The organism is Peribacillus sp. P4_C12 (assembly GCF_056402095.1).
In genome coordinates, this window is record NZ_JBFUIB010000001.1 from 174,680 (window position 1) to 198,216 (window position 23,537).

The window sequence follows — 23,537 nt, forward strand, 5'->3', positions numbered from 1 at the left end:
AGGCAGCCCTCTTATCCAAGGGGGCTGTTTTTTCGTATTAGACCTATGATAAAAATTTCTGTGGAATTTTCAAAAGGTGAAGTTTGAGCAGCTTATTTCTTCGACAAGCTTTCAGTAGCTTTATGGTATTTTCACCATGCCAATAACGAAATCTATGAGAGAAAATATTTATTTTCGGGTTCTGGCAGGAATATAATAGAAGATAAAGGAATTAGGTATAAAGAACCAATCTAAATAGGAGGGTATCTATGAATTATAAAAAGGGTTTGAACAAAAAGGTATATAGTCGCGGAATTACCATTAAATTTGAAAAAAGAGCAAGTGACCAGTTATCAATTACAAAACCGAGTTTCTTTGATACACTTCAACATGTTAATTCTCCATTTGAAAAAGTACCCCGCACAGATTTAGCCTATCACGATTATCCGCTTTGTCAGGAGGTTACCCTTTCGCTATTTGAAAAGGGTATTGTTAAAACATCAATCAAATATGACCCTCATCAAGAAAAAATCACCATTGAGGAAATTTCAGAGGATTATCAGCTGAATAAGGGAGAGGCGCTTACTACAATTCTAGAGCATATAATGATCAATCATGGAAATTACCATTCTTTTTTCATAGTCAGGCCGAAAGAGTGGGACGCAAAAAGGAAAGCCACTACTCCATGATATCCTCTTCTTTAACTTTCTTAGTAAGCAGTGAAAGGTTAGTGACTTTCGAGAAGTAATTCGATAAGATTCCTTACCACTGCCTGTTGATTGTTCAGTCAATAAGAATGGGGCTGCAGGCAGCTCCCATTTATGTCTCAACATGATGAGTCGGCTTTCTGAATCCTTCAAGAATTTAAATCAACCGCCGAATGATCTTTGAGAGGGTTTGAATACCATAAGCTAATTGTTCCTCCGAGGCGTAAGAATATGAAAGCCGTAAATGTGTATTGTTATTTGGTTCATATATGTACCCCGGATTAAGGAGTATGTTCTCCTTTAGCGCTTGCTTGAAAAGGTTTGGATTCACAATTGGTTTACATAATTTTAACCATATATAAAATCCGCCTTGAGGTATTTGCCATTCAGCCAGTCCCTTAAAATATTGATTGAGAAGAGTTAATGTAAAATCTCTACGTACTATCAACTCATGCCTTAGCCACTCTAAATGCTTAGAATATTGATCACTTGCTAACCATTCTGCCACAAGGTGTTGGGAAAGAGCACTGGACCCGTAATCCATTTGCATTTTAATATCTGCTAAACGTTCAATCACAGTTATTGGACCAGCAATCCATCCGATGCGCAATCCGGGGCTTAATGTTTTGGACATACTGCCAATGTGCAATACAAGGCCATCTGTATCAAGGGATTTAATAGGTAGCGGCGGTTCCTTTTCAAACCACAAGTCACTATATACGTCATCTTCAATAATCGGAATCTGTTCTTTTTTACACATGGATAAGAGGTTTAGTCTTTCCTCTTTTGTCCATGTAGTATTGGTTGGATTGTTAAACGTTGGAACAGTATAAAACAGTGACGCTTTCTTCCTTCCATTGATGCGCTTTATTTGTGTGGGAATACTTTCTCGGCCTTGTTTTGATAAGCCTACTAAGTGCATACCCGCAGATTGAAAAGGATGAACAGAATTTATATAGGAAGGGGATTCATGTAAAACCATTGATCCCTTTTGAAGTAAACCAACTGAAATCAATTGGAGTGCTTGAAGCCCACCAGAAACGATCATGAGGGAGCTGGGGCTTGCGTTGACCCCTTTTGTTTCTAAATAAACACTTATACATTGGCGAAGCCTTTTATCACCCTTGGGTTCAGAATAACCTAATGAGTGGGCATCAAAAGAAGTGGATTGCAACGTCTTTTCGATTTTTTTTGTAGGCAATAGAGATGGAGAAAGTTCGCCTGTGCCTAATCTGATGATGGCAATGTCTGTTTCATACTGATTAATGTCCTGAATCGTTTTTAAATTAGGTTCATGAAGGCCATTCCGGACATAGTTTTTCCAGTCGGGCTGTTTGCTGGAGACGAGCACATTCCATGTGTTATTCGAAACGAATGTGCCAGACCCAACCTTAGTTTCTAATAGTCCGTCTGCAATCAACTCATCTATAGCTGTAATGATGGTACTTCGGTTTACGCCAAAAGAATCGGCCAATGAGCGTTGTGATGGAAGCTTGGTAGCAACTGGCCATTCCCCTCGTGTAATTTGTTGTTTCATCCAATCTACTATTTGTTGGTGAAGAGATTGGTTGGACGGCCGGTTTGGTCTCCATTCGATAAACATACGAAAACCACTCCTTTCATGTTCTATATTCATTATAAATTGGTTGGATTGAAAACCAACCAAATGGATGGTCAATCCCCTTGTTTTTTTCATTATACTGAATATGAATGGAGGGAGGTATTCGTATGGGACCATTTTTTCATGGATTGTTATTGGCATTAGGGCTGATACTGCCATTAGGAGTGCAAAATATATTTATTTTTAATCAAGGAGCAACCCAACTTACCTTAAAAAAAGCATTGCCTGCAACGATCACAGCTGCCATTTGTGATACAGTACTCATTCTGTTAGCTATTCTAGGTGTTTCGTTGATTGTCATGCAATATGATTGGTTGCGTCTTACATTAATCATAATCGGAGTTATATTTTTATTGTATATGGGTTTTCAGATTTGGTTCGCCAAAGCGAACTCACGGTCAGATGCTCAAACTATACAGATGTCCACCAAAAAACAAATTGTATTTGCTTTATCCGTATCACTACTGAATCCACATGCAATCTTAGATACGATAGGTGTAATCGGTTCGAGTTCACTTGTTTATTCCGGAACGGATAAAATGATTTTCACGGCAACATGCATCGTGGTATCATGGTGCTGGTTCCATGGATTATGTCTTGCGGGACGATTGCTAAAAAAGGTTGATACATCTGGAAAATTCCTTGAAATATTAAATAAAACCTCTGCAATCATCATCTGGATTACGGCTCTCTATATGGTGAAATCGATGTTTTGAAACAGATAAATGGCATCTGAATTCGAACTTAACTAATCTGGAAAAGAAGTAGATTACCCAGTTGGATAATCTATATTTAAGTAGGAAATGCAATTTCCCTTTCTTATTTGCAGTTAAAACTATGCAAATTCATGTATTAGCCTTACATGATAGTTTTGATCTGTTTTCATTATCTCCCTTTCCATTTCTGGTGATAACTCAAGCTCTTCTTTTTAAACGATATTCTTCTCTAGCCTTCGTGTTGCGAAAGAGAATTGTAAAAAAACCAATTTGCGTTCAAGCCAATCGAAGTACCAGGATTTATAAAGAGTCATGCTATCTATCATAGATCCAGATGTGTATATTCCGTGTTGCAATCATTCCTTACGCTATTAGGAGAAGGGTTCTTTGATGAATGAACAGGGTTAAAGCAAGGATTGCTTTAAATAAACTGGATCCGAGAAAGTTATAGACTAGTTTGCTAGCTATGAAAGGTTTTTAAGAGTTAAAAATTGCAGTATTAATCGGCGCTTTTTGAATGAAAAAGGAGAATACATCTCGAATATGTATTCTCCCTTTTTTTTATGTCTTAATAAGCTAACACCCTGCCCTCATTCATTCTTCGTATCGTGAGAGGTTTTTTTGAGTGTGAGTACATTATTGAAGTGCAACTAAGTCCTTTATTTCCTCTGTGGAAAGTTCAGTGATCCAGTTGTCACTACTGATAATTTCGTCGTTTAGTGCTTGCTTTTTATCAAGCATCTGGTCGATTTTTTCTTCCAGTGTCCCTGTGCATATTAACTTATGAACATGAACGAACCGCTGTTGTCCAATTCGATAGGCACGGTCTGTAGCTTGATTTTCAACAGCTGGATTCCACCAGCGATCATAGTGAATGACGTGGTTTGCTTCTGTTAAATTAAGTCCTGTGCCACCTGCTTTTAACGATAGAATGAAGATTGGAAAATCTCCATCTTGGAATCGAGTAATCATATCATCACGTTGCTTTTTGTTCGCACTCCCATTCAGGAAGGGAACTTCAAAGCCATACCGTTTTTCTAACAATTCCTTCATCATGTTGCCCATCCCAATATATTGTGTGAAAATGAGGCAGCTTTCATCTTGTTCGCGGACAGCGTCGACAAGCTCAGTCAGTTTCTCAAGTTTGCCAGAGCGGTTAGGTGCCTTCAGGATGTTTTCTTTTTCCGTCTCTTTTAAATAAAGAGCAGGGTGATTGCAAAGTTGCTTTAGTTTATTAAGCATTTGCAGTATGATGCCTTTTCGTTCAAAGGCCGACAGCTGTTCGATATCAGTAAAGGTATCCTTGATTAGCTGTTCATACAGTGATGCTTGCTCGGTGGTAAGCGGAACGAATTCCTTTTGCTCTTGCTTATCCGGAAGATTCAGAGCGACTTCTTTATCACGTTTTGTCCGGCGGAGCAAGAATGGTTGAATCAAGCGCTGTAATTCCTTAATTTTACCCTTCTGTTCTTCACGTTCGATGGTCGCCACATATTTTTCCTGGAATTGACCAAGTGTTCCAAGATAGCCTTTGTTAATAAAGTCAAAGATTGCCCATAATTCGCTTAAACGGTTTTCCATTGGCGTACCCGTTAAGGCGATATGATGACTGCCATTAAGCTTGCGAACCGCCTTGGATTGCTTTGTTTGGGCATTCTTGATATTCTGTGCTTCATCAAGGATGACACTGCTCCAATGGATGGAAGACAGTTCAGCCACATCTTGGTGGGTCAGGCCATATGAAGTTAAAACGATATCATGGCCCGCTGCTTTTTTAGCAAAGGCTTCACCTTTAGCTCGATTAGATCCGTAATGAAGATGAACCTTAAGTGTGGGCGCGAATTTTTCTAATTCTTTTTGCCAGTTGCCAAGAACGGATGTTGGACAGACGATAAGGGCTGATTGAACTGAAACAAGTTCTGGAATGGAGGTAATTATTTCTACCTCATCGCTGCTCTCCGTGTTACTTTCTTCGTCGACAATGATCGGTTCACTCTTTTGTTCATCCTTCGAGGCAATAGGGAGCTCCTTAAGGGCTCCTTCAGTGTCCTTCACATGAAGTAGGTAGGCAATCATCTGAACGGTTTTCCCGAGCCCCATATCGTCTGCAAGACAAGCTCCAAAACCATGCTCTCTTAAAAAAAGCAGCCAGCTCATGCCGAGTTTTTGATAGGGACGCAAATCGCCTTGAAGTGTCTTAGGAATGGGCAGGATGGAAATGTTTTTTGTTTCCTGCAGTCTTCCCACCATTTTACGAAGCTCCTGATTCAATTCAAATTGAATTCGGAGCATTTCGTCGTTTTCTGAATCATCATCGCCATCCACTTCTGTGCTGTTCAATAACTCTTGCTGAAGCAAATCCGACAATTGAATACCTTTTTCATTGGCTGTTTCCATCAGTTCCTGAATTTGCTTAATGAAAGCTGGGTCGAGTTTAACCCATTGGCCACGAATATAAACGAGTCTGCGTTTTTCATTGACGAGCTCCTCGAACTCCGCCTCAGTGAGCTCTTTACCATTCAGGGAGAACCGCCAATCAAAGTCCATTAAAGCTTTAAGGCCAACGTAAGAGGGGCCCCGATTCGATTGGCTTTTTACTTTTGCTTTCACCTTGAGAGTGGACTCTTTCAGGGCTAGCCACCAGGATGGAAGGAGAATTTCAACACCAAGAAACAGTAATTTTTCGCTAGCATCGGTCAAAAACTCCCATGCGTCGGTTTCCGAAAGCTCTCTTTTTAGACGACCATTCTCTCCAAGCCAGGGCACGACGAGTTGCCAGCGTTTAGTAGCACGCACCACATCGCTTGCGTACTTATTCCAGCCACGCGGCAGTTTTTTTCCTGTATATGTTTCGATGATATTCTCATCTCTTTTGGAACGAAGGGTGACATCGAGTATCCAAGGTCCATCACCATCCGGGGGCTCAGTTAACCGAAGTCCTATAGTGAATGGTTTAGGATCATGCTGGGCGCCGAGCCACTCCTGCCAGCTGTCTTTGTCGAAAAAGGCCTGCAATTCTTCAGGAGAAAGTCGTGAATCCTTTAATGCTCCGACAGCTTCGCTCCATTTATGCTGCATCGGTGAGTAGTTTTTTAAATACATATTCGCGGCACCATTATACCACTTCTCGATAAAAGTTCGATTGGTTTCCATTTCATGTGTAGGAAGGTCCAAGGAGATTTCTTCTTCCCAAAAGGAAGGAACAAATTCCTCCTCTACTTCTTCCGGCAGCTTCCAGCCGATTGAGTCCAACTGTAAATTAGTGAAATCCGGTACGGGAATTCCTGCTTCAATGGATTCATGGAGAACAGGTGCTGCAGACAGGCAAAGGGAGGAAATCTCGGACCATTCCCATTCAATGAAGGAGTTAAAGCTTTCCTTCGCAAAAAAATTGAGCAGACCCCAAGCGTCAAGAATGAAAACTGGATTTCCTTCTATCGTATCGGTCGTCATTTTAGTACCGTAAAAGCTGGCGTCATCCCAATTAAATAACAGTCTGCGAATATAATTCGTGTTGAGAAAGCTATTCTCTTCATTGACGACACCAAGGACGTAGGTTCCGTTTTCGAGAGCCGCTATTTTGATTTTTAATTTTCCTGGATTAAACATCGATTAGCTTACCCCTTTTTAGTTCTTCTTGGAAAGCGCGTAGCCGTTTCGTTGAATCGGCTACATATAGAATATAGCGTTCGAATACGTCTTCTTTTTTACTCTTTTTATAGATAGTGCGCATCTTTTTTAAATAGCGAACAGCTTGCTTATAGGCAGGACGGTTTTTCAAGGACACTTTTTCCTGAACCGCATGGTAATAAAGGGGCAGGATTAGTTCAGGTTCCTTAGAGACCACTTCTTTAATGGATTCACTGCTGATTAAATCAATGCTGATATCTGAGTAAATATGCATCTCCACCCATTTTTTATATTGTCCTTGTTCAAAAAGGAAATTTGCGTAGTTCCAATAGCTGTGTGGAAGGGTAGCCCGGTAAAATTTTTCAAGCAAATCGGTCCGCTTTAACTTATAGCAGCAGCTGCTAATCAAAGTCGTAAAGGTCCGAACGAAATCCACCCGCTGATAATAATCAGACAGATCCTCCAAAAACTCCTGTACATGAGCGATGATGAACTCAATGAAAGGAATGGCCCGTGAACGGTTGTCTGATTCAGACAGGAGAGTCAGCCAATAAAAGATATACGGACAGGCTTCCTTCTTCAATTCATGGAGAAGTTCAATCGCCTGATGATCCTGATTCTCTAGCAGGGATAGGTGAATCGCTGCTAGAGAATAGGAGGTACGCTCAGTCGTACCTAAATACTGTTCTGGAAGTTCTTTCTTGACCCGTTCGAGTTCCTTTTTACGCCATGAGGACGTGGTGAACAAAAAGCTCCAAATCTCCCGATAGAGATCGATCTTTTCATATTCTAGGCCTTCCCCGCCATTCAGTAGCTTCGCTACATCTTCTTTGATGCTGAAAACGAAAGGATCAAAGGCAAAGGGGCGTGCCTGTCGACTAAGCGGCTGTACCGTTTCATGCAGCTCTTCTGCAAGATCGACGGCCAGTGCATAAAAGACACGGATCGTTTGCGTCTGACTTTTATGTAACTGAATCATTCTCAGTGTCAGCTGCATTGTGCAAAATTGTGTAACAAAATGATAAAGTAGCTTCCATTCCCGTTCCATGGGGGCCTTGGAGCTGAGACGTTTAAAGTAGGTCTGTATGTGATTTTCAATCACATAAGTTGGTGCGCCTAAATGAGGCTCTACTTGTTCCGTGAAGGTATCGTTCACGAATTGCTTCCATGATGGATAGCTTTTATCTAAGATAATGGATTTCTCCTCTACTTGTTTAAGTAATTCACTTGCCCGCTTTACTTGCTGTAAAGCTTGGGCGGGTGTGGTATTCTTTGGTGCGTTCCATTCGCTTAACCAATCGGAAACACTAGCGTATTCCGAATACGCAGAAAAGAAAACCGCCATTTGATGCCGGCAAATAAACCTGGAATCACATGTACAGCTTCCATCCTGAGGGAAGAGAAGATTCAACCTTGCCTTATAGCGAGTGACATCCTGCACCTCAGCAGTAATTGTATCCACCGCTTCCTCTTTAAGATCAACAAGCCCCTGACGGTACAATTGAAGCCCTTGATTTACCACATCCGAATCATCCGAATTCCCGGCATCCAAAAATCCTGCCAGTCGCTCCCCAACAAACAACAACTCCCGCTCCATACTCTCCTCCTTTAGGGGTCAGACCCCATTTCCCGAAATTATATTTTTGTATTATCATTGATCTATCAGTACTTTAACAACACCGGATAGGGGTCAGACCCTATTTCCCGGAATAGGCAAGGATGATGTTTTATGCCTCGTAAACCGAGGATATGGTACCCTGGTGCGATGTACCATATTACAAGCCGTGGCAATCGCCACAGTAACATTTTTTTAGACGACAAGGACCGACTTCGTTATCTGCATCATTTAAAGGAAACGAAAGAAAAATATTTCTTCGAGCTTCATAGCTATTGCCTAATGACCAATCATGTTCATCTTCTCCTCGAAACGATGCAGCACCCCATCAGCGATATTATGCATAAGTTGAACTCCCGCTATGCTATCTCCTTCAATAGGCGTCATGACCACGATGGACACCTTTTCCAAGGCCGTTATCATTCCGTCTTAATCGAATCAATCGAACAATTCACTACTACAAGCCGTTATATTCATTTAAACCCTGTAAAAGCCAATATCGTCAAAAACCCCGCTGAATATAAGTGGAGCAGCTATAAAGCCTTCCAAATAGGGAAACCAAACATGCACGTCAACCCCACACAAATCCTTCATTACTTTCAAACCCCACAGAACTACGAAGAATACGTAATGAGGGGGTCAGACCCTATTTCCCATCCATAAAAAAGACCAGAAAACCTTTGAAAGTACAGGGTTTTTGAGCAATGGGACAGGGGTCAGACCCCATTTCCCGAGTGGTTTTTTGAAGCATCTCTTTATTATACTTCATTTTGGCTTGGAATTTGAAATGGAGGAATACAGGTTTTGGAATATGGACATGAGAGCTTGTGTATTTGCTTTGTGAATTCGTAAATGTGAAGAGCCATTCCCGTGTGGGGAATGGCCTTTTAATATAGTTTTAGTTTATTTTCATTTCATTCTTCCAACTATCCAGTCTTTTGTTGATAAACGTAGCAAATGTATGATTCTTTTGTAACGTGAAGAGAAATGCAGACTTTTCTAGATATTCTTTTGCTTCTTTATAGTTACCTACCAGTTCAAGGTTGTAGCCTAAATGGTAATGTAAATCGGCTAAAGCATATAATTGATCATGTTCCAAGCACCATTTTATCGCATCGCGGCAGCATGTAATAGACTCTTCGTATCGGACTAATCGTGTTAACACTCTACCAAAATTATAGGATAAACGTGTCTTTAGCGTCTTATCTGTTAGGATAGGAAGGGCTTTCAAATGATCAAGTGCCTTCTGAAGCAAGGCAAACGCATTTTCGTATTGTTCTTCGGCAACGTACATCACTCCGAGACTACTTAAAATTTCGAGCTCCCGTTCCGAATAAATTTTATCCGTAGTATGAGTAATAGCAATGGCTTGTTTAATAAATTCAATAGCTTTATCTAGATCTTTATTTTTTTCGTATTCATAGATGCCCTTGTGCCAAAGAATCAGCTGATGATTCTTTTTGTTCTGAAGAAATAGTGGACTGTTTTCCTCAGTCTTCACAATTTGTTGCATTTCCTCATAATTTCGGGTTCTTCTGGCTATTTTTAGTTGATGGATCACTTCTTCTACGTAATCCAGTCTAGGTGTCATGCCAATATCAAAAAAATAATTCACATCCACTCCTAAGCGTTGAGAAATTAGATAGAGAGTGGACGCGTATGGATAGACATCACCTTTTTCAATCTTGCTAATCTGTGCTTGTGTACAAATACCGGATGCTAACTCTTCCTGTGAAAGTCCGATTTGTTTGCGTAGTTCTTTTATTTTTTGTCCAACTGCAAAAAAATCCATTTTGATTCTCCTTAAAATATGCCTAGAGTTATATTTTGTTATGAAAAATCGGTAAAAGCTGTATATACCTGTCCTTAACGGTTTAAATAGATTCTGTAGTCGATATATATGATTTTAAGAAGTGTGGTTAAATATAACTATAGAATTAATTTCTATTTTAACCAATATTTTTTTGTAAAAAAGGAGGAATGACCTATGAAAAAAAGTACTAAAGCATTAGTCGTATCTTTTCTTATCATCGCTGCTTTTGTGATTGTTCCAAACGAATTACCAGGCCTATACGCAGAACTTCCAGGCTTATATAAATAAGAATCGAACTTTAATTTTGCTCTTTCTAGCATCTTCATTCGAAGATGTTTTTTTTGTTCTTTTGGAGATTATTCTTTTGCGCATATTCCTTTAGTTATAATTATCTACGGATTGGGAATAAAAGGTCCAATTGGTACGGGTAGAAGAAACGTAAGCGTAGTTTGGAACGCCTATTTCCTTTTATTAATTTTGTTATAGTATAAATAACAAAACGGAGAGAGGTGTAAGGTTAATGATTGATATTAATATGAAAGTTCAGCCCTCTTTTTACGATGAAGAATGTGCCATTGTGTTTTCTTTTTATTTTGATAAGGCAACCAAAAAGATCGGTGAAGCTGTGGTATACACATGCAAAAAATCAAACGAAAAAGGATACAACCAAGATAATATAGATACAGATATACAGGAAAAAATCGCTTATATTAAAGAATTTTCTATAGTAGATGAATATCAGGCAACATCTATGAAGAAAATTCAACATTTTTTGGACGTAATCGGTATCAAAAAGTGCGTAAGGCACAACCATCTTGGAAATGAAATTGCATTTTAAACAGTAAAAACTCATGACATATACGTGTCATGAGTTTTTACTGTTTAATTGAGAATTTTGACATTTTCACTCATTCGTTTTCTGTCACTTGTTTTTGAGGTATTTTTTTCAATTAATATGAATTGATGTTTGTTGTTATTAGATTTCATGATGTCGCTCCTTTTCTGGGTTTTTACCCTTTTTCATTTCATCTAAAACGTGAATTTAACGGATAAGTAGGACCGTATATAAAAGATAGGGTGGGGAAAACTTAAATATTCCTATAGTTATATTTTCGTCTGAAAACCTCAGTATAATAGAATTTATTACCATCCAATACGCTGTAATGCTTAAATAAGGTGCATTTTCGTGTTTTATTCTACTAAAAATAAATGCTAAAATGTTCCGAATATCGGATTTTCATTAGAAACATCAGTTTCTAGTACCCTAAAGTGAGGAGAGTTGAAAGACGCTCTTCGATGGCCCCCAGGCTCATGCTTGGGGGATCTTTTTTTTGTTGGCGGATACTTTGTCCACTTTATTTTTACAATATGTTTCGTTTTGTTTTTGTATGCCTGGGTAAAAATTAAGAAGCAAGATGAATTAAACCTGGACCATCCCGGTTTAAGCGGAGGAATAGATGATGAATGTGATAAATAATAAAAATGATCTTACGAAGTGTTCCTTTCAGCAGTTTATCTTTCCATTCACACTTGATGGAAATAAGATTGAAACTTTTGTGGAAAATTTGCTAGAGGACAATTTCGTATTTTTGAACTTGAAAGATATGAATCAGCAAGGTGGATTTTATGGAGACCACAAAGTTTTACACCGTAAATTAGAAAAATACTTTATGCCGTACATTGAGCCGATTTTGTTTCCAAGCAGTTCAAAGCAGAAGGAAGGATTGCGACGTTTTACAAAAAAACTGGATGTTGGGTGCACCTTCGAATCACCGTATTTAAATACCCCTTTTATTATTAACTCAATTGATATCTTTATATGCCCATTTCATATTGGCATGATGAATCTCCGTGTTACGTTGCCGGAGGGGCTTTCATACAATGATGTGCTCTATTTTGGCGACACGTTCCGAATCCTCGAACCAATTGCCGATGACGAAGAGAAAACGAAAATCGGCTGTATGAAAAATGAATATAAACAGGTGAAGGATTTTATCTTCAAAGAGTTACTTCCACCGCTGGAAGAGTATATAGACGAAGAACAAGCCGATCCGTCTTATTTCGGAAGCTTACCCTTTTTTATTGATGAAAGAATGTATGTAATTAGCTATATTGCACTCCCTGAGTATCGTAGTATTTCTAAAAATGATTTGTACCGTGCTAGTGAGCTGAATGGGTATGATAGTGATGGTGAGCCCTATATCGGTGCGTCAAATCCCGATTACATCGAACGGTATTGTCAGGATAGGGTATATGACAGGTGGGCGAAGGAAACCTATTTTGTAACAAGCGTGTATCATTTTGCCTGTGTCACGAAAGCGACAGGCAAGCTTGAACAGCAACTCGCAAGCGAAATGTACGGCCAGCACTTTTATGCGGTGTTGCTTTACTTCTATTATAAAATAGTCCTTCTGAAATTGGCACATGAACACTCCCGAATTGATGTGGAAAAAGACCAATCAAGTACAGAACAGCTAATCTTCATGATCACCGAGTTTTCCTCAAAATACTTATTTACCGAAGTCAACAGTACGGCCACTGGGAAAGAGCTATTTAAAATGACGGATGAAACCTTTAGGATTGCCCCGCTTTATAAAGAAGTAAAAGAAACACTTTCCTATCTCTATCAGAATCAGGATAAACTAGCTGGGAAAAGCAGTAATTATCTCTTGCAAATCCTCACGATTTACACCGTTATCTCCGGAATTTTCGGGATGAATCTATATATTGAAGATTGGAAAGGGAAATTAACATGGAAAGAGTATATGAATTACACCATATATGAATGGGTGGCCGTCTTTGTAACGACAACTGGTCTTGTTATTTCCAGTTTATTGGGCTTTTTCTTCCTGAAAAAATGGCTGCAAGAGAAAAGGAGTCGAAAAAAGAAAATGCTTTAATTGTAGGAGTCCTGTACTTAAGTACAGGACTTTTGCTTTAGCATAAACACGGGAAATTAGTAAAATGAAGAAATTAGTCATACAAATTCCCCCATTTCTCTAATATTTTGATAAACTATATGTGTACCATTCTAACTATTCATTAGGAGGAAATCATGAAGAAACTAGCATTATTTTCCAGCTTTTTGTTGATGAGCGTATTGTTTTTGGCAGGCTGCTCGGATGAGCCTAGTCCAGAAGAGCGCTTTTCGACTTACACGAAGCTTTGGAATAAACAGGATTATACGAAGATGTATGAGTATCTGTCATCTGATACAAAGGAAAAAGTCAGTGCAGATGAATTTGCGAAGCGCTATGAAAAAATCTATAAGGGCATTGAGGTCGACCAATTAAAAGTGGACTATAAACAGCCAAAAGAAGAAAAAAATCATAAAGATGCAAAAAAAGTAAATCTTGCCTATACAGTTGATATGGAAACAATGGCGGGAGCGATTAGCTCTGATCATAAGGCAACCCTTGTCAAAGAAGAGGGAGATGAGGAAGAAAATTGGTATGTCAAGTGGGATGAAAGCTATATCTTCCCTGAATTAGAAGCTAATGAAAAAATTTCAGTTGAATCGTACCCGGCAATACGCGGGGAAATTGTTGATCGAAATGAACGTGGTCTTGCAATGAATGGTAACGTTGCAGAAATAGGAATCGTACCAGAGAAAATGGCCAATGAAACTGAGACTGTTAAGAAGGTTGCTGGAATTCTCAACATGTCTACGGATGAAGTGAATCAGAAATTGAACCAATCATGGGTGCAGCCTAGCTATTTTGTGCCTATCAAGAAAATGTCATCCGATAACACCGCAACCTTGGAAAAACTGTTAAGCATTGCTGGGGTCTCGGTCAATAATACAGAGGATCGTATATATCCCTATAAAGATGCAACTGCCCACCTAATCGGATATGTCGGTGAGGCGTCAGCGGAAGACCTGGAAAGATTGAAAGGCAAGGGCTATACCGCAAGTGACGTTATCGGCAAGCGTGGTCTCGAGGAAATTTTAGAAGAACGTCTGAAAGGAAAGCCAGGCGGTAAAATCTATATTAAGACAGAAAATGGCGAAGAAAAAGTCATAGCTGAAAAGCCAGCTGAAGAAGGAGAAACAATTACATTAACCATTGACGCTGAGCTTCAAAAGGATATCTTTAAGCAATACGAAAAAGAAGCAGGGTCAGCTACAGCACTTGACCCAAAGACCGGCGAAACGCTGGCGCTTGTCTCAAGCCCGTCATTTGATCCTAACAAATATATATTCGGAATAACAAAAGCCGAACAAAAAGCGCTTGAAGAAGATCCGGATAAGCCGCTTCTGAATCGATTCAGTTCAACCTTTGCACCTGGTTCAACTATTAAGGCAATAACTGCGGCGATAGCTTTGAAAAATGGTGTGGATCCGAATGAGTCAATCAATATCCAAGGGAAAACGTGGGCCAAGTCGACTTGGAAAGACCATTCCATCACAAGAGTCGCTGATCCCGGTGTAGCAATCGATATGGAAAAAGCGTTAATTTATTCAGATAATATTTATTTTGCCCAAAAAGCACTTGGCCTTGGTAAGGACAAATTCACAAGTGGACTCAAAGCATTTGGCTTTGATGATGCATTGGACTACGACTACCCGATCAAGGCATCGAGCATTGGTAAAGTGGACAGTGAAGGGCGCCTGGCAGATGCTGGATATGGTCAAGCGCAAATTCAAATGAGTACGCTTCATTTGGCTATGACGTACTCAGCATTCTTAAATGAAGGAAACATCCTTAAGCCTTCGTTAATAACAGGCAATAAAACTGAAAAGAAAATATGGAAAGAAAAAGTCATATCAGCTGATCAAGCGAATCAGATCACTAAGATGTTGACACAAGTAGTGGAACATCCTAAGGGAAGCGGTCATGGCATAAATGATCTTGGCATCAAAATCGCAGCCAAAACAGGAACCGCTGAAATAAAGGCTTCCAAAAACTCCAACGGAACAGAAAACGGCTGGTTCGTCGCTATGGACACGGAAGATCCAGAACTTCTTATGGCATGGATGATTGAAGATGTAAAAGGACGCGGCGGGAGCCATTTAGCTGTCGATCAAATGAAACCGATCTTGAAGAAATACTTGAAATGAATAAGGAAAGGCACCTACTGGTAGTAGGTGCCTTTTTTATGTATCTATATTCCTATTACAAATTGATAACATATAAAAACAAAACTCTTTTAAATATTAATTAATGAAATAATAAATCATCACAAATTATAGTTGATTAATAAGAGAGATAATTGGAAGTAATAACAAAAACTTTAACTTAAAATTATTATAATAAAGGTAGAAATTTCAAAATAATTGTATTATTGTAGATTTACAAGGATAAATTGGTAAAAAAATGATTGTGTTTATATAGTTTTATAGAACTAGTTTTTAACATTGGTACTTAAAATAGGAGTTGTGAAGGGGTTAATTAGTGCTGAATTGTTTGTTTCGTAAGTCGTTGTTATTTTTTACTCTATTAGTACCTAGTGCACTATTTTAGATATTGGAAGGGAGAACACATTCTATATGAATAAGAAGAAAGCAATTAAACTAGCAACGGCAACTGCAATTGCCGCATCAGCATTCACTGCTGTTGCACCAATACAATCAGAGGCGTCTACTAGCATTGCGACTCAAGTTAAAAATGCAAAAGCAGCAATGAAAAAACCATTTAGCACTTACTTCGACGCTAAAAAATTAGCAAATGTGACAACTGTTGAAAAACAAATTAAATCTGCTAAAAAAGAATACACGAATGTGAAGAATTCAATAAAGAATTCAAGCAATAGCAAAGCTAAGAAAGATGCTTATTACAAAGAACTTAAAGGTTACGAAAAATATATCACACGTGCTGAAGGCTATGTAAAAGGCTACAAAGCAGCTGAAAAAGCCAAAAAAACGCTTAAAAGTGATCTTACTAAACTAAACGCTGCTGCGATTGCTCAAAAGCCAACAGATGTAAAGAATAAATACAATGCTCTTGATGCTTCTGTTAAAAAAACAGACAAAAATATTAAAGACACTGTATACGGTGCGAAAATTGAAAAACTTCTTTACGCTCAATTCACAGCAGCTACTAAAACTGCTTTGCAAGGAGAAATCAAAGCTTACTATTACTATGAAAAAGCAGAGTACTGGCTGAATAAAGGAGATACAAAAACAGCAGCGGATAGAATTAAAACTGCTTCGAAAATTAAAGTAGATACTAAAAAAGACTTAGGCAAAGCAATTAAAGACTATGCAAAAAAAGTTCAAACTAAATATGACCAAGCAACTGACAAAGAAGCACCAAAATTTACTTACAAAGGTGAAGTTAAATTCGAAGTAGAAATGGGAGAAAATTTCAAGCTTCCTAAAGTAACAGCAGAAGACAAGCTTAATAAAGTGTACGTAACATATAAAATTAAAGGGCCAAAAGGAGCGACTAAAATTGATACTAATGTTGCCGGAGTATACAAAGTAACTTACACAGCAACTGACTCTAATGGTAACAAAGCAAAAGACTTAGTAATTACAGTTGTAGTTAAAGAAGCTACAGTTAAAGTTGAGAAAGTGAGTGCGATCACTTCTAAAACCTTAGAAGTTAAATTCAACAAGGCTGTTGATGATACAAAAGCATTATTTGAGTTGAAAAAGGACGGACGTATAGTTAACGATTCAAAAGTAACTTTCAGCGAAGACAAGAAAACAGCAACAATCGAACTTACATCTAAAATTACAAAAGGTGAATACGTAGTTAACGTATCTGGTTTAGCTCAAGACAAAGTAGTTTCTGGTTCAGTTAAAACAGAAGATGAAAAAGTAAAAGGTATCGAAATCCTTTCTGAGAAAGCTCCAATTGAAGGTGGGCAAGTTAGCGTTGGATATAAGGTTGTTAACCAATATGGTGAAGATGTAACAAAATTTGAGACTGTTGAAGTAAGTGTTAAAGGAGCTAAAGAAGTTTCAAACACTGATGGTCAACTCGTATTAACAAAAGTTGATGGAGCGAATGACCTGAAAGCAGGAGACCAAATAGACGTAACATTAATTCACAAAGCTACTAAAACTTCGGCAACCAAAACAATTACTGTTACTAATGAGAACTTTGAATTAACGGTCATGCATACAAATGATACACATGCGCATTTGGATAATATCGCTAGGCGCATTACAGCAATTAAAGAAGTGAGAAAGGAAAACCAAAACTCATTGCTTTTAGATGCAGGAGATGTCTTTTCTGGAACACTATATTTCAACCAATATACTGGACAAGCTGATCTTGAGTTCATGAATTTAATTGGATATGATGCAATGACTTTTGGGAACCATGAATTTGATCTTGGTACAGAAAAGTTGGCTGATTTTGTTAAAAATGCAAAATTTCCATTTGTAAGTGCAAATGTTAACCTTTCAAATGATACGTATCTCAAATCTTACTTTAAGGGAGAAAGCACACAAACTGCAAAAAGCGGCGAAATATACAGTAGTATCGTGAAGAGTATTGATGGGGAAAAGGTTGGGATATTCGGTCTTACAACTGCTGAAACAAAAGATATCTCAAGCCCGGGAGCGGGGGTTGAGTTTGAAGAATATCTTGCAAAATCCCAGCAAACCGTTAATAGCTTAGAAGAACAAGGCGTTAATAAAGTCATTGCACTTACCCATCTTGGCTTTAACGATGGCGGTGGAGATAACGATTTGACTCTAGCAGAAAAAGTAAAAGGAATTGATGTAATTGTCGGCGGGCATTCCCATGATAAATTAGAAAAACCAACTGTTGTTAATACAGAAGCAGGAGAGGAGCCTACTGTCATTGTTCAGGCTAATGAATATAGCAATTATCTAGGGCAATTGGATGTAGAGTTCGATAAAGCTGGAAAGGTTATTGCTAATGATGGTAAGTTAATAGATTTAAATAAACAAAATGCAGATAAATCCTATGTTATTAAAGATGATGAGGAAGCCTTAAATATCCTTAATACTAAATACAAGCCAGCGGTCGAAGATATGCAGAAATTTGTAGTGGGCATTGCTGATGTAGACTTAATTGGTGGAAATCCGGCAGCCCGTACAGGGGAAACGAATCTGGGTGACTTTATTGCAGACGGAATGCTTGCAAAAGCACAACAATACAAACCAGGTACAGTTATTGCCCTTCAAAATGGAGGCGGCGTTCGTACAACAATTAAGGCTGGAAACATTACATTAGCAAACATTTTTGAGATTCTTCCTTTTGGTAACTCATTGGGAGTAATGGATTTAAAAGGTTCAGAGATTAAATCTGCCCTTGAATTAAGCGTGAAGGATGCTCCTTCTGCATTTGGCGGTTTTCTGCAGGTTTCCGGACTAAGGTTCACATATGACCACACAAAAGCCACCGGGTCTCGCGTGCAAAGTGTGGAAGTTTATAAAGATGGAATGTTTGAAGAATTAAAAGATGATGAAAATTATCAGGTTGCTACGAATATTTTCACTGCTAAAGGCGGTGATGGTTACACAATGTTTGCAAAAGCATACAGCGAAGGGCGTGTAAGTGAGCTAGGCTTTGTTGATTGGGAAGTATTGCAAGATTATATCAAAGTACAGAAAGACCAAAAAATTGCCCCAGCTCTTGAAGGACGTATCATCGATGAAGCTAAAACAGAAGTGAAAGCAAGTGAGTTCAATGGTACAGCAGAGGACCCTAAAACTCATAAAGGCAGTATAGTAGTCGATATAACAGGAGTATCTAGTCTCGAAAATGCTATAATCACAGGAAATCTTCACTTGAAGGGCACTGACGCTGATAAGGTAGTTCTTAAAAATGTAACTGTTCTTGGTAACACATATTTCATAGACTAATAGTTTTATGGAAGGCCTTCTAGCGGCTTTGCTGGAGGCTTTCCTTTGCTAAATATATTAATTATGGAGAGTGTTCAATGAAAAGAAAGAATTGGAAAATAAAGATAAACCTTATTCTAATTTCCACATTGATATTAAGCTTTTTTGCACCAATGAATTCTATCGTTACGAAAGCTGCTGAGCCAATTACTGTTGCAGAGGCGATTGCTAATAACTCGGGAACTGCTACTGTGCAGGGGTATATCGTGGGGTATACAACAGCAACAAACAAATATACTAAAGACCCGGCAAAATTTGCAGGAGATACAAATATAGCGATTGCCGATTCTCCTGACGAAACAGACCCAAGTAAAATAATACCGGTAGAATTGAAAAATAGCGGTACTTATCGGGCTACTTACGGACTAAAGACAAATCCAGGTAATTTGGGTAAGAAGGTGCTTTTCACCGGAACTCTCACAGCCTATTTCTCAGTACAGGGCCTAAAAGATTTATCTGCGGCGAACTTCATAGAAGAAGCTTCTCCTAATAAAGTAGAAGCTGTCAAAGCCAGTGTAGCTGCTGGCGGGGTGATAGATGGAACAAAAGTATCGCTCTCCTCAGGTACTGAAAATGCAACCATTTATTATACAATTGATGGTTCAACTCCTACGAGTTCAAGCACTCAATATACAGAATCGATAACTATTACAAAAGACATGACAATTAAAGCAATTGCTTTAGCATCAGGTTTGGATAATAGCGATATAGCATCGTTTGAATATAAAATTATATCACTTAAATCAATAGCCGAAGTAAGAAAAATGACCATTGGCAGTTCAGCCCTTACTTCTGGAGTCGTTACGGCAGTTTTTACATCAGGCACGAATAATACAGTCTATATCCAGGATGACACAGCAGGGATTGTTATTTATGGTTCAGACCTAGCAGTTGAGGCAGGAGATAAAATCAGCGCAAAAGGAACGCTGGCTGATTATAATACACTCTTGGAGTTAAATGTTCAAAAAGCAGATGTAACTATTCTTAAAAAAGAAAGTATTCCTGTTGCAGAAAAATTGACTGCTGCTCAATTTGAAGAGAGCAAGGAAGCTAAGCTTGTAACGGTGAAAGATGTAACAGTTGAGTCTGTTTCAAACGGAACCTTTATTGGAAAGGATGGGGAGGGAGAGTCCCTTACATTACGCCCTCAAGATGCAACGCTTCTTTCAGTCGGTACAACATATGATTCAATTACAGGTGTATTGGGATCATATAAAGGTGTATATCAATTAATTCCAAGAAGTACACTTGATATTATCCAAGATGCAAATAAAGTACAAACTGTAGTTGCAACACCTGGTACAGGATTTATTAAAGCAGGTGAAACTGTCACACTAACCTCAGGAACAGCAGATGCAACAATCTATTATACAACTGACGGACAGGAGCCTACGAAAAGCAGCGCTGTCTATACCAAACCAATTACAATCAATGAAGCTACGACATTAAAAACTTTTGCGGTAAAAAGTGGCTTAACGGATGGTAACATTTCGACTTTTACTTACACTATTTCAAAAGGTGATGTCCGAATTCATGATATTCAAGGAGCTGGACATACTTCTCCATATTTAAATCAAAATGTAACAGATATAGAGGGTATTGTCGTATCCACGATTGATAATAATAATTTCTTTATTCAGGATCAAAACCCTGATAATGATATAAACACTTCAGAGGGAATTCTTGTTTATAAAAGTGCTAATGGCGTTAAGATTGGCGATGTGGTCAAAGTAAGCGGAACGGTAAAAGAGTATGTGATGGAGGGATATTCCGAAAAAGCAACAACGGATCTTCCTGTAACAGAAATTAGTGCATCCGCTATTACGGTTGAAAAAAATGGACAGGCTTTACCTGACCCAATTGTAATTGGCAAAGACCGTACCCCGCCAACAGGGAAGATTGATAGTGATGGATTGACTGTTTTTAATCCAGCAGTTGACGGGATTGATTTTTACGAAAGTTTAGAGGGAATGCTTGTTCAGCTTGATAGTCCGAAGGTTGTGGCACCACAGGAGTATGGGGAAGTTGTTGTTATTCCTAAGAACATGGAAACTTCTACTTCTGCTGGTGGAGTCAAGTTTACAGAAACAGATACCCACCCAGAAAGAATTCATCTGAAATTTGATAACGATAAATATGTAGCGAAAACGGGTGATAGTTTTAATGGAAGTATTACGGGTGTTGTAAGCTACGGTTATAGTAACTTCAAAGTGTTGACAAATAAGGATAAGTTACCTGAACTACAAGATGGGGGAACGAAGCGTGAAGTTACTTCTATTGAACCGGATGCGAAGAAGCTGACAGTTGCCTCTTATAATGTGGAGAATTTCTCAACTAAAACTGACAATGAAAAACTAACGAAATTAGCTAAAGCCATTTTACAGAATCTGAAGACGCCAGATATTATCGGTTTAACAGAAATGCAGGATAATGATGGTGAGGCTGATAGTGGTACTACAGATGCGACTGAAAGCTTTAAAAAGCTGGTTGCCAAGATTCAAGCAGAAGGTGGACCAGAGTATCTATTTACTGATATAGCTCCAGAAGATAAGCAAGATGGTGGAGCACCAGGTGGAAATATCCGAGTAGGTTTCTTGTATAAAAAAGGTACTGTTTCGCTTACTGAAGGAACAAAGGGAAAAGCTACAGAGTCGGTCGGCTTTAACGATGGCAAGCTTACATTAAACCCAGGCCGAATCGATCCGACAAATGCAGCATTTGCTTCAAGCAGGAAGCCGTTAGCAGCCCAATTTGAATTCAACGGTGAAAGTGTTATTGTGGTTGCCAATCACTTTAATTCGAAGGGTGGAGATCAGCCACTATTTGGGAAAAATCAGCCGCCAGAATTAAAAAGTGAAGTTCAACGTCTTAAGATTGCAAGTATTGTTAACAGCTTTGTTAAGGATATTAAATCAAAAGATGCTAATGCAAATGTTGTTTTACTAGGAGATTTCAATGACTTTGAATTTTCTAAGACACTAACTGCATTAAAAGGCAGTGAATTAACAAACATGGTGGAGAAGGTTCCTTTTGAAGAAAGATATTCTTATACGTACCAAGGCAATTCTCAAGTTCTGGATCATATTCTTGTTTCTAATAATATTGCAGCAGAAACTAAGGTGAATATCGTCCATATAAATTCATCCTTTACAGAAGCTGATGGCCGCGCGAGTGACCATGATCCAGTCCTGATTCAAACAGAATTAAAACCAACACAAACACCACAGCCACAAAAAGTATATGACTTGGTCGGGTTCACAACAAAAAAATTGGTAGTTGAAACACCTAACTCATTGGTCAAACTTGATGCGACTTCGAATATCAAAGAAGGAATTTGGCTGAAGACAGATACGACTCTATCTGGTGAAGGTCTGAAGAAAACGAAAATCATAATCAGTCCAATAAAAAAGGAAACTGTCATTGATTTCTCAGGTGCCGAAGTCAAGGAAGTGTTGATTGATAACAGTAATGTAAAAGAAATCAGGGGAGCAGAAAATGTTCAAAAATGGATTTTTAAAGAAGGTATAGATGTTTCTGGTATAAAATTCTATAATGCAAAAGGAGAAGCGATCGCTTCTCCCTTTATTCCAAAAGAAAATCGTCCTCCAGTAATAATAAAGACTATCGATAATCTCTCCGTGAAAGTTGGAGAAGATGTAAGTTTAAACTTAAACAATCATTTTTCAGATCCAGATAGCGATTCACTTTCTTATTCCACAACAATTGGTACGGTCTCAGGGTCCATACTAACAATTCCAACTAGTACAAAAGGTTCCTATATTGTTGCTGTCACTGCAAGAGACAAGTGGGAATCGAAAACAATTGCTACTTTCTCAGTAAACGTTACTGCCGACGATCAGCTTGAAACCTATTATCAAAAAGCTGAAGGTAAGACCGGGTCTGAATTAAAGACGTCATTACATACTATTATTAAGTCACAAACGAAATTGACATACGCAAAGGTTTGGGATGCAATCAAAGATACAGACGAAGATCCTAAAAACCCAAACAATGTCATTTTACTTTACTCTGGTAAGTCTGTGGCAAAGTCGAATAATGGTGGAGGCAACGGTCAATGGAATCGTGAGCATGTCTGGGCAAAATCCCATGGTGATTTTGGTACCAGTGTAGGACCAGGAACAGATATTCATCATTTACGCCCCGAGGATGTTACCGTAAATAGTGTTAGGGGACATCTTGATTTTGATAATGGCGGCAAAAAATATAGTGGATGTGAATGTTATTATGATACTGACTCTTGGGAACCACCTAACCGTGTTAAAGGTGATGTTGCGAGAATGATATTCTATATGGCTGTCCGCTATGAAGGGGATAACGGAGAAATTGATTTAGAGCTGTCAGATACAGTTAATACCTATCCCAAAGCATTGCATGGAAAATTTTCCACTCTATTAGAGTGGAATGAATTAGACCCAGTTGATGACTTTGAACGCCGTCGAAACGATGTGATATATGAAAGATGGCAGCATAATCGCAATCCTTTTGTTGACCACCCTGAGTGGGCAAACGAAATCTGGAAAGCTGAGAAAATACAAGATATTAAAAAAGCAAGCTGATATATTTTTGCACAGCTCATCGTCAATACGGTGAGGTTTTTTTATACGTATG

12 protein-coding genes and 1 pseudogene are annotated in these 23,537 nt (G+C 38.6%); 9 read left to right on the forward strand and 4 right to left on the reverse strand.

Going from position 1 to position 23,537, the window contains the following annotated elements; translation table 11 throughout:
* The first annotated feature begins 248 nt into the window (after nucleotides 1–248).
* Complete coding sequence (locus AC1DUW_RS00890) at nucleotides 249–668, forward strand: hypothetical protein (RefSeq protein ID WP_477641805.1); 420 nt, start codon at nucleotides 249–251, stop codon at nucleotides 666–668.
* A 175-nt stretch (nucleotides 669–843) separates the two neighbouring features.
* Here the strand turns inward: AC1DUW_RS00890 and AC1DUW_RS00895 are convergent, their stop codons facing one another.
* Nucleotides 844–2,289: an aminotransferase-like domain-containing protein gene (locus tag AC1DUW_RS00895; RefSeq protein ID WP_053348520.1), complete on the reverse strand. Its 1,446-nt coding sequence runs from the start codon at nucleotides 2,287–2,289 to the stop codon at nucleotides 844–846.
* A gap of 125 nt (nucleotides 2,290–2,414) precedes the next feature.
* Between AC1DUW_RS00895 and AC1DUW_RS00900 the strand changes: the two genes are divergently transcribed.
* Both AC1DUW_RS00900 and AC1DUW_RS00905 read left to right on the forward strand, forming a co-directional pair.
* Nucleotides 2,415–3,023 (forward strand): LysE/ArgO family amino acid transporter, encoded by a 609-nt coding sequence (locus tag AC1DUW_RS00900; protein WP_477641806.1) that lies wholly within the window; start codon nucleotides 2,415–2,417, stop codon nucleotides 3,021–3,023.
* A 260-nt stretch (nucleotides 3,024–3,283) separates the two neighbouring features.
* A pseudogene (locus tag AC1DUW_RS00905) lies at nucleotides 3,284–3,421 on the forward strand (LysR family transcriptional regulator); the annotation flags it as partial.
* Between the two features lie 238 nt (nucleotides 3,422–3,659).
* Here the strand turns inward: AC1DUW_RS00905 and AC1DUW_RS00910 are convergent.
* Both AC1DUW_RS00910 and AC1DUW_RS00915 read right to left on the reverse strand, forming a co-directional pair.
* On the reverse strand, nucleotides 3,660–6,632 hold the full coding sequence (locus AC1DUW_RS00910) for a DEAD/DEAH box helicase (protein ID WP_328114406.1): 2,973 nt from the start codon (nucleotides 6,630–6,632) through the stop codon (nucleotides 3,660–3,662).
* On the reverse strand, nucleotides 6,625–8,250 hold the full coding sequence (locus tag AC1DUW_RS00915) for a hypothetical protein (protein WP_053348523.1): 1,626 nt from the start codon (nucleotides 8,248–8,250) through the stop codon (nucleotides 6,625–6,627). The genes AC1DUW_RS00910 and AC1DUW_RS00915 overlap by 8 nt, the downstream gene beginning before the upstream one ends.
* A gap of 132 nt (nucleotides 8,251–8,382) precedes the next feature.
* Between AC1DUW_RS00915 and AC1DUW_RS00920 the strand changes: the two genes are divergently transcribed.
* Nucleotides 8,383–8,931 carry an REP-associated tyrosine transposase gene (locus AC1DUW_RS00920; RefSeq protein ID WP_477641807.1) on the forward strand — a complete coding sequence of 183 codons (549 nt, stop codon included), beginning with the start codon at nucleotides 8,383–8,385 and terminating at the stop codon, nucleotides 8,929–8,931.
* A gap of 235 nt (nucleotides 8,932–9,166) precedes the next feature.
* Here the strand turns inward: AC1DUW_RS00920 and AC1DUW_RS00925 are convergent, their stop codons facing one another.
* A complete protein-coding gene (locus AC1DUW_RS00925) occupies nucleotides 9,167–10,060 on the reverse strand; it encodes a helix-turn-helix domain-containing protein (RefSeq protein ID WP_053348525.1) in 894 nt (297 codons plus the stop codon).
* A 541-nt stretch (nucleotides 10,061–10,601) separates the two neighbouring features.
* On the opposite strand from AC1DUW_RS00925, the gene AC1DUW_RS00930 reads away from it, so the two are divergent.
* The 5 genes from AC1DUW_RS00930 (at nucleotide 10,602) to AC1DUW_RS00950 (ending at nucleotide 23,485) form a co-directional block, all read left to right on the forward strand.
* On the forward strand, nucleotides 10,602–10,919 hold the full coding sequence (locus tag AC1DUW_RS00930) for a hypothetical protein (protein ID WP_053348526.1): 318 nt from the start codon (nucleotides 10,602–10,604) through the stop codon (nucleotides 10,917–10,919).
* Between the two features lie 619 nt (nucleotides 10,920–11,538).
* Entirely contained in the window at nucleotides 11,539–12,981 is a 1,443-nt protein-coding gene (locus AC1DUW_RS00935; protein WP_477641808.1) for a hypothetical protein, read from the forward strand.
* A 155-nt stretch (nucleotides 12,982–13,136) separates the two neighbouring features.
* Nucleotides 13,137–15,143, forward strand: a complete 2,007-nt coding sequence (locus AC1DUW_RS00940) for a penicillin-binding transpeptidase domain-containing protein (protein WP_477641809.1) — start codon at nucleotides 13,137–13,139, stop codon at nucleotides 15,141–15,143.
* Between the two features lie 429 nt (nucleotides 15,144–15,572).
* Nucleotides 15,573–18,869, forward strand: a complete 3,297-nt coding sequence (locus tag AC1DUW_RS00945; protein ID WP_477641810.1) for a 5'-nucleotidase C-terminal domain-containing protein — start codon at nucleotides 15,573–15,575, stop codon at nucleotides 18,867–18,869.
* Between the two features lie 77 nt (nucleotides 18,870–18,946).
* Entirely contained in the window at nucleotides 18,947–23,485 is a 4,539-nt protein-coding gene (locus AC1DUW_RS00950) for an endonuclease (RefSeq protein ID WP_477641811.1), read from the forward strand.
* Nucleotides 23,486–23,537 lie beyond the last annotated feature (52 nt).